Source organism: Halorubrum tibetense (assembly GCF_042661865.1).
GTDB classification, from domain to species: domain Archaea; phylum Halobacteriota; class Halobacteria; order Halobacteriales; family Haloferacaceae; genus Halorubrum; species Halorubrum tibetense.
The window spans coordinates 1-12,453 of record NZ_JBHSWW010000060.1 but is presented as its reverse complement, the minus strand read 5'-3'; the positions used below and the strand labels follow the sequence as shown (position 1 = coordinate 12,453).

Genomic DNA, 12,453 nt, shown 5'->3' with positions numbered 1-12,453 from the left:
CTGCGACTGCTTTTCACCCTGTGCGCGGATGATGTTCGACTGCTTGTCACCCTCGGCCTGCTCGACCGCCGAGCGGCGTTCCCCCTGCGCTTCGAGTATCATCGCCCGACGACGACGCTCCGCCGACGTCTGCTGCTCCATCGCCCGCTGAACCTCTTGGGAGGGGTTGACCTCGCGAACCTCGACGGCTTCCACGCGGATCCCCCACTCGTCGGTCGGCTCGTCCAGCTCGCGGCGGATCTTCGAGTTGATCCGGTCGCGCTGGGAGAGCGTTTCGTCGAGTTCCATGTCGCCACCGGCGAGTTGTCCCGCGTGATCGCCTCTTGTCGCGGCACGTCCAGCGTCTGTGTCCGCATATCGAACGCGTACGTCCGCGACACGAACGGCGGAACGAGATGGACGCCCGGCTCCAACAGCTCCCGATACTCGCCGAAGACGGTGAGCGCCTCCTTGTCATAGGCGTCGACGATCTCGACCGCGCTCGCGAGCGTGACCAGCGCGAGCAGGATCGCCAACACCCCGACGCCGAGGAAGAGATTCTGGCTCAACACGACGACGCCGACGAGCAGCGCCACGGCTAGTGCCGTGTACTGCCAGACGGCGTCCGGGATCTCGCCGGCCAGATCCCCGAGCTCCGGAGGGTCGTCTTGCGGACCTCGTGTTCCCATACACGGAGTTACGGTTCAACGACGTTAACAGTTCGCACGAGTTCGCCTGCTCAGGCGGCTTGCGCTATCCGCCGCCCGCCCGGATGCCGCGTTCCGCGTCCGTCAGTGTTCGCCCCGTGTCGGGTCGACGTCTGCACACGTGTCCGAGCCTTCGGCAGCGTCTGTCGATGGCGGGCGGATTTAACCCGTCGGCGCGCGGAGGCCAACGTATGACTGACGAGAGCGAGACGTCCCACGAGTTCGACACGCGAAGCGTCCACGCCGGATCGAGCCCGGACCCGGCGACCGGTGCTCGGGCGACGCCGATCTACCAGACCACTTCCTACGAGTTCGAGGACGCCGAACACGCCGCACGGTTGTTCGCCCTCGAGGAGGCGGGCAACGTCTACTCCCGGATCATGAACCCGACGAACGCGGCCTTGGAGGAGCGGATCGCCTCCCTAGAGAACGGGGTGGGCGCGGTCGCCACCTCGTCTGGGATGGCCTCCTTCGACCTGGCGACGTTCATGCTCGCGAGCGCGGGCGACAACATCGTCTCCTCGTCCGCCCTGTACGGCGGCACCTACACGTACCTGACCCACACCGTCGAGCGGCGCGGGATCTCGACGCGGTTCGTCGACCCGCTCGACTACGAGGGGTACGCCGACGCCATCGACGAGGACACCGCCTACGTCCACCTCGAAACGATCGGGAACCCGGCCCTCGTCACGCCCGACATCCAGCGGATCGCCGATATCGCCCACGACCACGGTGTCCCGCTGTTCGTCGACAACACGTTCGCCACTCCGTATCTGTGCCGGCCGCTCGATCACGGCGCGGACCTCGTCTGGGAGTCCACGACGAAGTGGCTCACCGGCAACGGCACGACCGTCGGTGGCGTTCTCGTCGACGGCGGTTCCTTCCCGTGGGGAGAGTACCCCGAGAAGTTCCCGGAGATCGCACAGGACAATCCCGCATACCACGGGATCAACTTCGTCGAGGCGTTCGGCGACGCGGCGTTCACCTTCGCGGCGGTCACCCGCGGCCTGCGCGACTTGGGCGATCAGCAGTCGCCGTTCGACGCGTGGAACACGCTCCAGCAGACGGAGTCGCTCCCCCTCCGGATGGACCGTCACTGTGAGAACGCCGCGATCGTCGCGGAGTACCTCGACGAGCACGCCGACGTCGCCTGGGTGAACTACCCCGGACTGGAGAGCCACGAGACACACGCGGAAGCCAGTGAGTACCTCGATGGCGGCTACGGCGGCATGATCACGTTCGGGCTGGAGGGTGGCTACGAGGCCGCCAAGGGGACGGTCGAGAACGCGGAGCTCGCCTCGCTGCTCGCCAACGTCGGCGACGCGAAAACGCTCGTTATCCACCCCGCCTCGACGACCCACCAGCAGCTGACGGAGGCGGAACAGGAGGCTGCCGGCGTCACCGGCGACATGGTACGGCTCTCGGTCGGGATCGAGGACCCGGCGGACGTCGTGGCGGATCTGGAAGCCGCGATCGAGGCGGCGACGGAGTAGGTGTCGAAGAACGCGTCCGAGTCGTCCGGGGACGCTAGAGCGCGTCCCTCACGGGGGCGTCGTCCGGGGTTCAGTCGCTCTGGATGCGCGGCGCGAGCATGTACGTCACTTGGCCGAGCCCCTCGCCGAAGCTGTAGTGGAGCTTGACCGGGAACTCCTCGCCGAGCTCGATCGTGACCTCGGCGTCGCCCGGGATCGCCTTGTTCATGTCCTTGAGGTAGTCGAGGCTGAAAAGCGAGTCCGCCGCGCCGGGTGTGAGCGCGATGAGGTCCTCGCGGGTCAGTTCGAGGTCGACGTCGTCGGTGTCGCCCTCGGCCTCGATGAAGAACGCCTCGTCGGTCTCGTCGACGCGGAGGCGGATATGATCCGAGACCATGTCCGCGGCTTTGACCCCGCGGTCGAGCTGTGCGCCCTCGACGACGATCTCTGCGGGGAGGTCGAGATCCGGGATGTCGGGCTCCTGGCGGATCGAGTCGGGGTCGATGAGCGCGAGGGTGTACGAGAGGCCGTCCGTCTCGATATGCAGCTTGCGGGTCTCCTCGTCCAGTTCGAGGTGGATCAGGTCACCGGAGTTAGCCATGCCGGCGATGTCCTCGAGCCGGGCGAGGTTGACGCCGATGACGCCGCCGTCGGCGTCGTACGACTCGAACGCGGCGGCTTCGAGGGTGAGATCGACCATGCCGACGTTGGCGGGGTCGACGGCGCGGATCGAGAGCGCCTCCTCGTTCAGGCGGATCTTACACTCGTCGACCAGCACGCTCACCGAATCGAGCGCGTCCTGTAGCGTCGACGCGCTCACGATGGCCTTGAACATATACGTTCGGCTAGGGCGGTATCCCCTAAAAAGGCACCCAATCGGATGCCGAGGTGACCGGCGACGAATACTTGATCGACGCCGGCGCGACGCTCACAGCGCCCGGACGAGCCGGGCCACCGCGACGATCACGAGCAGGACCGCCCTAGCGAGTCGAAGCCACGCGGTCCGCCGATCCGGACAGGACTCGTCGTCATCGTCGTTAGCGCCGCCGTCCTCGTGGTCGCGGTCGATGTCGGCCCCGCCACGCTCGCCGTCGTCCTCGTCGCTGTCGACCTCGTCGCCGTCCGTGTTCCGGTCGTTCTCGTTCGTGTCTTTCGGAGGGCACGGCCGCTTCGACGGCCGTCCTGGGTCGTGAATCATGGTCACCACGTGGCCGCCGCCCGACCACGACGTCGGCTACGCACGTACGTCGTATATAATCGAGTCAGACGCAGGGTGAAAGTAAAACGTACTCGACGCGTTTTTGGACGACTTCGACGACCCCGACAGCCGCGCCGGTCGTCACTCGACAGCGTCGATCCGGCGGTGTCGATCCGGTAGTGTCGATCCGGCGCGTCTCAGACCAGCGGTTCGACGAGCTCACGCCCCTCGACCAACAGCGACTCGACGCGCTCGTCGGCGTCGGCTTCCGCGTACACTCGGAGCTTCGGTTCCGTCCCGGACGGGCGGACGAGCAGCCACGACCCGTTCTCCAAGAGGAGCTTGAACCCGTCGAGGGTGACGACCTTCGCGACCGCGTGCCCGTCGACCGACTCCGGGATGTGGTCCTCGAGCTCGTCGAGCACGCCCGCCTTCCGGTCGTCCGGACAGTCGATCGACACCTTTCCGGCCGCGATGTGGCCGTGTTCGTCGAGCAACCGGTCGACGCGCGCGTCGAACGGTTCCGCGGTCGTCGCGTCGGCCGCGAGCAGCGACATCAACACGCCGTCCTTCTCGCGGACGTGTCCGCGGATCGAGAACCCGCCGGACTCCTCGCCGCCGAACAGCGCGTCGTGTTCCCCCATCGCCTCGGCGACCCACTTGAAGCCCACCGGCGTCTCGAACACCTCCTGACCGTGTGCCTCCGCGATCCGGTCGACGAGGAACGTCGTCGAGACGGTCCGAACCGCGGGGCCGCTGTCGGTCTCCAACAGCCGGTCGTAGCAGGCGGCATAAAACAGGTTAGCGTCGAGTACGCCGCGATCGGGCGTCACCACCGCGATCCGGTCGGCATCGCCGTCGTTGGCGACGCCGAGGTCGATCCCGTTGTCGGGGTCAGTGACGAGGGCTTCGAGCTCGCTCAGGTGTTCCGCGCTCGGTTCTGGTGACTCCCCGCCGAAGGTGGGATCGCGGTCACAGCGGAGCCGCCGGACCTCCGCGCCAGCCGACTCGAGGAGGGCGTCGGTGACGCCGCGGCCGCTGCCGTGCATCGCGTCGTACGCCACGGTGAGTCCGTCGAGGTCGGCGTCGACGAGCTCGCGAGCGGCCGCGGCGTGTGCGGAAACGAAATCGTGTCGTCGGATCACCCCTCGCTCCGCCTCGGGGCGCAGGTCGGGCTCCGCGAGGCGGTCGACGATGTCCTCCGTCACTGCCGGGAGCGCCGGTGCGCCGTCGCTCGGAATGAACTTCACGCCGTTGTACTCCGGCGGGTTGTGTGAGGCCGTCACCATACACGCTCCGGAGAGGCCCTCGTTAACGATCCCGTAAGCGATCACGGGGGTCGGTACGTCGCGTTCGGGGAGAAGCACGTCGAACCCGTTGCCGGCGAGCACCTCGGCGAGGCTCTCGGCGAACCCCTCGCTCGTCTCACGCGCGTCGTAGCCGACAGCGACTGGGTCGTCGTGGCCGGCGGCGTCGAGGTGGTCCGCGACCGCCTGGCCGACGATCCGAACGCGGTCGTCGGTGAACGTGTCGAGCGTTGCTCGCCAGCCGTCGGTCCCGAAGGAGATCCGGTCCATACGCGCACCCTCTACGGCTGGAACCATAATGGGCGGTGTCATCGTCGATATCTGATGGAACTCCCCGAGCAGGAACTCGCCGCGCTTTTGTCAGCCCCACACGAGAATCGGGTATGACGCGGATCGTTGCGATCTCCGGCAGCCGGCGGGCGAACAGCACGACGCGGGCCGCGCTTCGGGTCGCGCTGGACGCGGCCGCCGAGGCCGGTGCGGAGACGGCGCTCATCGACCTCGGGGCCGTCGACCTCCCCTTATACCACCCCGACGAGGACGAACAGGGCGAGAGCGAACGGTTGACGCGGCTCGTTCGTGAGGCGGACGGCGTGATCGCGGGCTCGCCGGTGTATCGCGGCTCCTACTCGTCGACGTTCAAGAACTTCCACGACTTCTGTGGCTCCGAGGAGTACGAGTACACGGCGGTCGGCCTCCTGACGACCGCCGGCGGCGGCTCCTACGGCGGGACGCTCGAACACCTCCGGTCGACGTTCCGGAACGTTCACGCCTGGGTCGTCCCCCACGAAGTCGGGATCCGCGGCGCGTCCTCGGCCATCGCCGACGACGGGACGTTTCACGACGACTCCCTACGGGACCGCACCGAACGGCTCGGACGGATGGTCCTCGAACACGCCGAACGGCTTCCAGAGACACATGGGTGAGACGCTCGGGAACGGTCGTCACTTCCGGTACTTTTAAGCGAAAATTCGATCAGTTGCTCCCATGAGTGTCCGCCGCGATTTCTGGTCGATCTACCGCGAGACACTCCCGGTTCTGGGTATCGCACTGGCCGGCGGCCTGTTCGCCGGGCTCGTTCTCGAGGGAATGCTCGAGAGCGTCGAACGCTTCCCCGGGCTGCTCGTGATGGTCCCCGTCTTTCTCGCGACGCGCGGGAACGTGTACGGCGCGCTCGGCGGCCGGATCGCCAGCGGCCTCCATCAGGGGTTGATCGAGCCGCGGTTCGAGCGGAACGAACGGCTCGTGAACGCCGTGCTCGCCTCTTTCATCAACGGGATCGGCATCTCGATCGTCATCGGCTTCATCTCCTGGGGCGCACTGGCGCTCCTCGGGCGCGAATCAGCGGCGCTCGGCGAACTGGTCGGGATCATGCTCATCGCCGGCGTGCTCACGTCCGTCGTGTTGATATTCGGGCTCCTTCTGCTCATCTTCACCGGGTACAAGGCGGGCTACGACCCCGACAACCTCGTCGGGCCGATCGTCACCACGCTGGGTGACGTGTTCGGAATGGCGTTCCTCTTTCTCGCCGTCGCGGTCGTCGAGGTGATCCTCTGATGGTGGTTCCAAGCGGATCGCTCGGATCGTGGGAGACGCGACAGATCGTGACCAACACCTTCCCGCTTCTGGTCGTCCTCTCCGTCATCGTCCTCTGGGCGGGGATCACGCTCGAGGACGCCGAGGAGCTGCTCGAGCGATACGGGCTGCTCGCGGTGATGGTCCCCACGATGGTCGATATGGGCGGGAACCTCGGCGCGATCCTCAGCTCGCGGCTCTCGACGCGGATGCATCTCGGGACGACCGATTTCGACGTCCGCGATCGGGTGTTGTGGGCCAACGTCGGGGCCGTGTTCGGGCTCGCGGTGACGATCTTCACCGCCCTCGCGATCGGGGCGTGGGCGATCGGTCAGGTCATCGGCGCGATCGAGGCGCTCGCCCTCGCCGACCTGCTCGTCATCTCGCTTATAAGCGGTATGTCGGTGGCGGTGATCGCGGTCGTGTTCAGCTTCGCGGCGACGTACGGCTCCTATCGGCTCGGGATCGACCCGGACGATACGACGATCCCCATCGTGACGAACGTCGTCGACGTGTTCGGGATGGTGATATTCATCGGGGTCTCGGCGTGGTGGCTGCCGGCGATCTGATCCGGCGTTGAGGTCCGAGCGTCGGTTCTTCCCGTTGCCGCGGTTCGATCCGGTTCGGCTCCGACCCCTCGCGCTCCCGGACGAAACGCCACGGTTTTGTATGTATACTACAATATACGTGTGATGAGTAGGATCCGTCCCGACGAGCTCGACGAGCGTCTCGACGCCGGCGACCGGCCGTTCCTCCTCGACATCCGTCCGGAAGACGACTACGCCGCGGACGCTATCGAGGGGAGCCACAACGTTCCCGTGTACACCGGCCTCCAACGCGGGGACGACTCCGGGCTCCGGAAGCGTCTCGGTGAGATCCCGGACGACGAGGCGGTTGTCGTGGTGTGTAAGATGGGGATCGTCGCGAAGCGGGCGACGCGCTTCCTCGACGAACAGGGGTATGACGCGACGACGCTCGCCGGCGGGATGAGCGGCTGGAACGGGTATCAAACGGGGTCGCTGGGGTACAAGATCCGGTCGCTGTGGTGGAAACTTCGGTGATTGGTTTATGAGCAGTTGCCGGCGCGGTGAAGCTCTCTAACGTTCCAGTCGTCGGCGACGAAGCCGCCGTATTCCCGTTTAAGTCGCCCTGTCCCGCCCCGCACAGCACCGCACCTCACACCTCCCCAGCCTTGCGACTCGCGGTTTCAGCGCTCGTCGCGGCCCTCGCGGTCGGTTCGCGCTTTATAAGACGCGAACCGGCGCGCCACCGTCTTCGTAACTGTGTATAAAAGAACCCCCTGATCCGTTGACGTTCCGTTCAGGCGTATTCCGTGGTTTCAGTCCCCAATCCACGGCGCTGCTGGCTAACTTTTCCTCCAGCCGTCTGCGAACGCTTCGAAACCCTGCACCAGCTTATAAAGAATATAAAACGAAGCCACGATCATGAACACTCCGAGGATCAGGATCAGTGATCCGAACCAACCGCCGGGAACGAGGAGGGGAACCATACGCTGTGTCAGGTCCGTATTGGGATATCTGTTCGGTTATATATGAGACCAGAGACGGAAATCCGCGGAGCGAAACTGGTTCGCTCCCGCCCCGGCTTGCGGCCCCACAGCGGTCCGTACACGTGGGGGGTGCTACCACGAAAACCGTTAAGCCCGGCTGTCGCGTACAAACGGGTATGAGCGCTGACCGGTCCGCGTTACGGCGGGCCATCGAGCGCGGCGAACGCGACGGCGGCGCGATCGAGTTCAAAGAGCGACTCACTCGCGAGGTACACCTGGCGGACGGCCGTATGGAGTCGCTCGTCGCCCAGCTGCGCCACCGCGTCCTCTCCGGCGACGGCGAGGCGACCTACGTCCTCGGCGTCACCGACGACGGCGGGCTGGCCGGTGTCGCCCCGGAGTCGTTCTCTGAGACGATGGACGTCCTCTCGCTTTTGGCCGAGGAGGCGGACGCCCACATCGCCGACGTGGAGACGTGGAGCGCGGGCGCGGACGGCAACGGCGACGACGCGGGACTCGTCGGCCTCGCCACCGTCCGCGAAGGAGGGATGTTCGAGACGGACGACGACCACCTCGTGATCGGCACGGCCGGCCACGTCGACCACGGCAAGTCGACGCTCGTCGGCACGCTCGTCACCGGTCGCGCCGACGACGGCCAGGGCGGGACTCGCGGATTCCTCGACGTCCAGCCCCACGAGGTCGAACGCGGCCTCTCCGCGGACCTCTCGTACGCGGTGTACGGGTTCGCGGACGACGCCGACGAGCCGGTCCGGATGGACAACCCGCATCGGAAGTCGGATCGGGCGCGGATCGTCGAGGAGGCCGACCGGCTCGTCTCGTTCGTCGACACGGTCGGCCACGAGCCGTGGCTCCGGACGACGATCCGCGGGCTCGTCGGCCAGAAGCTGGACTACGGGCTGCTCGTCGTCGCCGCCGACGACGGGCCGACGGAGACGACCCGAGAGCACCTCGGGATCCTGCTCGCGACGGAGCTGCCGACCATCGTCGCGATCACGAAGGCGGACGCGGTCTCGGACGAGCGGCTCGCGGCGGTCGAACGCGAGGTGGAGTCGACCCTGCGTGACGCCGGCCAGACCCCGCTGTTAGTCGACCGCTACGGCGTCGACGTCGCGGTCGCGGAGGTCGGCGACGGCGTCGTTCCACTCCTGCGGACCAGCGCGGTGAGCGGCGAGGGGATCGACACGCTCGACCGCCTGTTCGAGTCGCTCCCGAAGCGGGCGACCCCCGAACGCGAGACGTTCCGGATGTACATCGACCGCAGCTACAAGGTGACGGGTGTCGGCGCGGTCGCCTCCGGAACGGTCAACTCCGGGACGGTCGAAGTCGGCGACGAGCTCCTGTTGGGGCCGATGGCCGACGGCTCGTTCCGCGAGGTGGAAGTCCGCTCGATCGAGATGCACTACCACCGAGTCGACAAGGCGACTGCCGGCCGGATCGTCGGCATCGCGCTCAAAGGGGTCGACGAGGCCGAGATCGAACGCGGGATGGCGCTCGTCCCGCGTGACGCCGACCCCACGCCGGTCCGGGAGTTCGACGCCGAGGTGATGGTGCTCAACCACCCCACGCGCATTCAGGCGGGATACGAGCCGGTGGTCCACCTCGAGACGCTCTCGGAGGCCGCGGTGTTCGATCCCGACGAGGGACGACTGCTCCCCGGCGACACCGGTCGCGCCCGCCTCCGGTTCAAGTTCCGCCCGTACCTGGTGGAGGAGGGTCAACGGTTCGTCTTCCGCGAGGGGTCGAGCAAGGGGGTCGGCACCGTCCGCGACGTGGAGTGATGGAATAGCTCCGTCTCGAGGTGTTTCACCGCCCTCCCGACCCGTCCGCACCCGCTGACCCGTCCGCGTCGACCGACACCAGCTCCATCAGCGGGTAGCCGTCCCGCATCGTCATCCGCGTGTCGACGACGACGCCCTCGTGGTCGATCCGCATCTCGACGTCCATCAGCGATCCCGTGAGCTCCGTGTACCCGTTCTCGTGGTCGATCGCGTCCGCGACGCGGTCGTCGTGGATCTCGACGGTCACCGACTCACAGAACGGCTGGTTCTCGATCGCCTCCGCCATCGCGGTCTCCAGGCTCCGCGTGCTGGACGGGCTCACCGGCGTCCCCGCGAACTGGTGGTACAGCGAGCCGAACTTGATCCCGGCCTCGAAACACGCCTGCTGTGCATCGGTTGCCATACCGAATCGGGGTGTCGTCGGCGTAAGAAGGTTCGGAGACGACCGGCGTGGGGGCGTCGCGGTCGAGGTCACGTCATCGCGAGTAGGCCGCCGTCGTCATCGTCGTCATCGTCTCCCGTGTCGTCGTCGCTTCCGTCGGTGCTGTCGTCGTCGTTTCCGTCGGTGTCGTCGTCGCTTCCGTCAGTGCTGTCGTCGTCGTTTCCCGTGTCGTCGTCGCTTCCATCGCCGTCATCGGTCCCTTCGTCGTCCGCTTCTCCGTCGCCACCCGACTCGGCCGCTTCGCCGACCTCGCCTCCCTCGTCGAAGACATCGGTCTCGATGGTCTCCTCGTAGGTGAGCTCGTCCAGCGGGACCGTGAGCTCGTCGCCTGTCGGGAGCTCGATCACGGCGTAGAACTCGATCCGGAGGTCGCTCACTTGGTGTCCGTTGATCTCCTCGTCGAGGTGTGTCACCCACCAATCGTCGAGCCGCGGTGTATCGAGAACGGTCGTCAGTGCGACGGTTTCCGTGCTATGCGAGGGGATGACGTACTCCCGTTCGGTCGCGCCTGACCCCATCTCGACGTCGTTCATCGTGACGTCGTAGCCGAGCTCCGTGATCACGTACGGTTCGAGGTTCGGGTTGTACACCACGAACGCCATGTCGATCGGCATCTCGTCGTCGGTGACCGCCCCCCACTCGCCACGGGTCTCGTTGATGTAGAGGACGGGGTCGCTCGTCAGCGGGCTGTCGGCGTTCACCGGGCGGGTCTCCTCGGAGTCGAACGCGCCGATCACGTCCGTCTCTATCTCGTGTTCGCGCTCGAACGATGCGCTCCGTCCGAGCAGCTCCGAGGAGACCGTCGCGTCGATCGCGACGACGGTCCGCTCGTCGTTCCGGACGTGGCTGGTCCACCACGGCGGGATCGCCTCGTTTTCGAGCGCCGTTTCGAGGTCGATCGTCGAGTTCCCGCTCGCGACGCTGACGCCTTCGCGCTCGCCGTGAGCCATCTCGATCCCGTTCATCGACACCGTATAGTTCACCGAGACGCCGTCGAGACCGACGCCGATCGGGTTCGGGTTCGAGACGACGAGATCCGTCTTGATAACCGTTGTCTCCTCCGTCACGTCGCCGAACGTGTTGTCGACGGCCATGACGCTCGGCGCACCGAGAACGCCGAGCGCGAGCGCGCCACCGACGGCCGCGCCGACGACGAGGAGGCCGACGAGCGCGACTCGGAGCTTACTCGCGACGAGCGCGGACCCGACGCTGCCGAAATTCATACCCGTGTGTTTCGGTCGCATCTAAAAACCGTGTTGCTTGGATCGCTAACAGGACGCTGGAACCGACACTCACGACGCCCACGCCGCGTCGGGGCTGTTCGACACGGGATCGAACCGAAGGCGTTTGGCGGCTGTGTCGGGATCGAACCGAAGGTGTTTGGTGGGCGTGCCGGGATCGAACCGTATGAACTCCTTGTGTGTCACCGGCGGCCGGGTCCTGTGCCCCGACGGCCGCGTGGAGCGGGCGGACGTCCTGATCGACCGCGATGCGGGAACGATACGTGCGGTCGGTTCCCCCGACGAGGTCGCCGACGCGGCCGGTGCGGCGGCCGAGACGCTCGACGCCGAGGGGTCGCTCGTGATCCCCGGGCTCGTCAACGCGCACACCCACGTCGCGATGACGCTCCTGCGGGGGTACGCCGACGACAAACCGCTCGACACGTGGCTCAGAGAGGACATCTGGCCGGTCGAGGGCGCGTTCTCCCCGGACGACGTCGAGGCGGGGGCGGCGCTCGGCGTCGTCGAGATGATCCGGTCGGGAACGACCGCGTTCGCCGACATGTACTTCGCGATGGACCGCGTGGCCGACGTCGTCGACCGCGCGGGCCTGCGCGCTCGTCTCGGACACGGCGTCGTCACGGTCGGGAAAGACGAGGAGGCGGCGGCCGCCGACGTAGCGGAGAGCCTTCGGGTCGCCGCGGAGCTGGACGGCGCGGCCGACGGGCGTATCCGTACCGCGTTCATGCCCCACTCGCTGACGACCGTGGGCGAGGATCACCTCCGTGCGGGGATCGCGGACGCCCGCGAGGCCGGTGTTCCAGTTCACCTCCACGCCAACGAGACCCTCGACGAGGTCGACCCGATCGTCGCGGAGCAGGGCGAGCGCCCGTTGGCGTACGCGGACGACCTCGGCGCGCTCGACGACTCGACCTTCCTCGCACACGGCGTCCACGTCGACGACACGGAGATCGACCTGCTGGCCGAGTCGGGGGCGGCCGTCGTCCACTGTCCGGCCTCGAACATGAAGCTCGCGAGCGGGATGGCCCCCGTCCAACGCCTTCGCGAGGCGGGGGTCACGGTCGCGCTCGGTACCGACGGTGCGGCCTCGAACAACGACCTCGACCTGTTCGACGAGATGCGCGACGCCGCCATGATCGGTAAGCTCGCCGCCGAGGACGCGAGCGCGGTGCCCGCTGAGGCGGTCGTGGAGATGGCGACCGCGGCGGGCGCGGACGCGCTCG

General features: G+C 67.1%; 14 protein-coding genes and 1 pseudogene. 8 read left to right on the top strand and 7 right to left on the bottom strand.

Annotated elements, in window-relative coordinates:
* A pseudogene (locus ACFQEU_RS06245) lies at positions 1-470 on the bottom strand (SPFH domain-containing protein); the annotation flags it as partial.
* Between ACFQEU_RS06245 and ACFQEU_RS06240 the strand changes: the two are divergent.
* Both ACFQEU_RS06240 and ACFQEU_RS06235 read left to right on the top strand, forming a co-directional pair.
* Entirely contained in the window at positions 396-581 is a 186-nt protein-coding gene (locus ACFQEU_RS06240) for a hypothetical protein (RefSeq protein WP_379780346.1), read from the top strand. The pseudogene ACFQEU_RS06245 and the gene ACFQEU_RS06240 sit on opposite strands and share 75 nt — an antisense overlap.
* Positions 582-877: 296 nt before the next feature.
* The gene (locus ACFQEU_RS06235) at positions 878-2,179 is read left to right on the top strand and encodes an O-acetylhomoserine aminocarboxypropyltransferase/cysteine synthase family protein (RefSeq protein WP_379780344.1); all 1,302 of its coding nucleotides are present in this window, start codon (positions 878-880) and stop codon (positions 2,177-2,179) included.
* A gap of 70 nt (positions 2,180-2,249) precedes the next feature.
* On the opposite strand, the gene ACFQEU_RS06230 is transcribed toward ACFQEU_RS06235, so the two are convergent.
* The 3 genes from ACFQEU_RS06230 to ACFQEU_RS06220 all read right to left on the bottom strand — a co-directional run bounded on the left by ACFQEU_RS06230 (position 2,250) and on the right by ACFQEU_RS06220 (position 4,933).
* A complete protein-coding gene (locus tag ACFQEU_RS06230) occupies positions 2,250-2,993 on the bottom strand; it encodes a DNA polymerase sliding clamp (protein WP_379780342.1) in 744 nt (247 codons plus the stop codon).
* Positions 2,994-3,086: 93 nt separating this feature from the next.
* Complete coding sequence (locus ACFQEU_RS06225) at positions 3,087-3,356, bottom strand: hypothetical protein (RefSeq protein WP_379780340.1); 270 nt, start codon at positions 3,354-3,356, stop codon at positions 3,087-3,089.
* A 197-nt stretch (positions 3,357-3,553) separates the two neighbouring features.
* Entirely contained in the window at positions 3,554-4,933 is a 1,380-nt protein-coding gene (locus ACFQEU_RS06220) for a phosphoglucomutase/phosphomannomutase family protein (RefSeq protein WP_379780338.1), read from the bottom strand.
* Between the two features lie 113 nt (positions 4,934-5,046).
* Between ACFQEU_RS06220 and ACFQEU_RS06215 the strand changes: the two genes are divergently transcribed.
* From ACFQEU_RS06215 to ACFQEU_RS06200, 4 genes are all read left to right on the top strand, one after another.
* On the top strand, positions 5,047-5,589 hold the full coding sequence (locus ACFQEU_RS06215; RefSeq protein ID WP_379780336.1) for an NADPH-dependent FMN reductase: 543 nt from the start codon (positions 5,047-5,049) through the stop codon (positions 5,587-5,589).
* Positions 5,590-5,650: 61 nt separating this feature from the next.
* Positions 5,651-6,220, top strand: coding sequence for a magnesium transporter (locus ACFQEU_RS06210; RefSeq protein WP_379780334.1), 570 nt, complete (start codon positions 5,651-5,653; stop codon positions 6,218-6,220).
* Positions 6,220-6,807 carry a magnesium transporter gene (locus tag ACFQEU_RS06205; protein WP_379780332.1) on the top strand — a complete coding sequence of 196 codons (588 nt, stop codon included), beginning with the start codon at positions 6,220-6,222 and terminating at the stop codon, positions 6,805-6,807. Before ACFQEU_RS06210 ends, ACFQEU_RS06205 begins: the two co-directional genes overlap by 1 nt.
* 123 nt (positions 6,808-6,930) lie before the next feature.
* The gene (locus ACFQEU_RS06200) at positions 6,931-7,299 is read left to right on the top strand and encodes a rhodanese-like domain-containing protein (RefSeq protein WP_379780330.1); all 369 of its coding nucleotides are present in this window, start codon (positions 6,931-6,933) and stop codon (positions 7,297-7,299) included.
* Positions 7,300-7,604: 305 nt separating this feature from the next.
* Here ACFQEU_RS06200 and ACFQEU_RS06195 read toward each other — a convergent pair whose 3' ends face one another.
* Complete coding sequence (locus ACFQEU_RS06195) at positions 7,605-7,748, bottom strand: hypothetical protein (RefSeq protein ID WP_379780328.1); 144 nt, start codon at positions 7,746-7,748, stop codon at positions 7,605-7,607.
* A 176-nt stretch (positions 7,749-7,924) separates the two neighbouring features.
* Here ACFQEU_RS06195 and ACFQEU_RS06190 point away from each other — a divergent pair, with 176 nt between their 5' ends.
* Entirely contained in the window at positions 7,925-9,547 is a 1,623-nt protein-coding gene (locus ACFQEU_RS06190; RefSeq protein ID WP_379780326.1) for a GTPBP1 family GTP-binding protein, read from the top strand.
* A 25-nt stretch (positions 9,548-9,572) separates the two neighbouring features.
* On the opposite strand, the gene ACFQEU_RS06185 is transcribed toward ACFQEU_RS06190, so the two are convergent.
* Both ACFQEU_RS06185 and ACFQEU_RS06180 read right to left on the bottom strand, forming a co-directional pair.
* Entirely contained in the window at positions 9,573-9,950 is a 378-nt protein-coding gene (locus ACFQEU_RS06185; RefSeq protein ID WP_379780324.1) for a dihydroneopterin aldolase family protein, read from the bottom strand.
* A 68-nt stretch (positions 9,951-10,018) separates the two neighbouring features.
* Positions 10,019-11,212 (bottom strand): LEA/WHy family protein, encoded by a 1,194-nt coding sequence (locus tag ACFQEU_RS06180; protein WP_379780322.1) that lies wholly within the window; start codon positions 11,210-11,212, stop codon positions 10,019-10,021.
* Positions 11,213-11,396: 184 nt separating this feature from the next.
* On the opposite strand from ACFQEU_RS06180, the gene ACFQEU_RS06175 reads away from it, so the two are divergent.
* The coding region (locus tag ACFQEU_RS06175) for an amidohydrolase (protein WP_379780320.1) at positions 11,397-12,453 on the top strand (1,057 nt) is incomplete at its 3' end.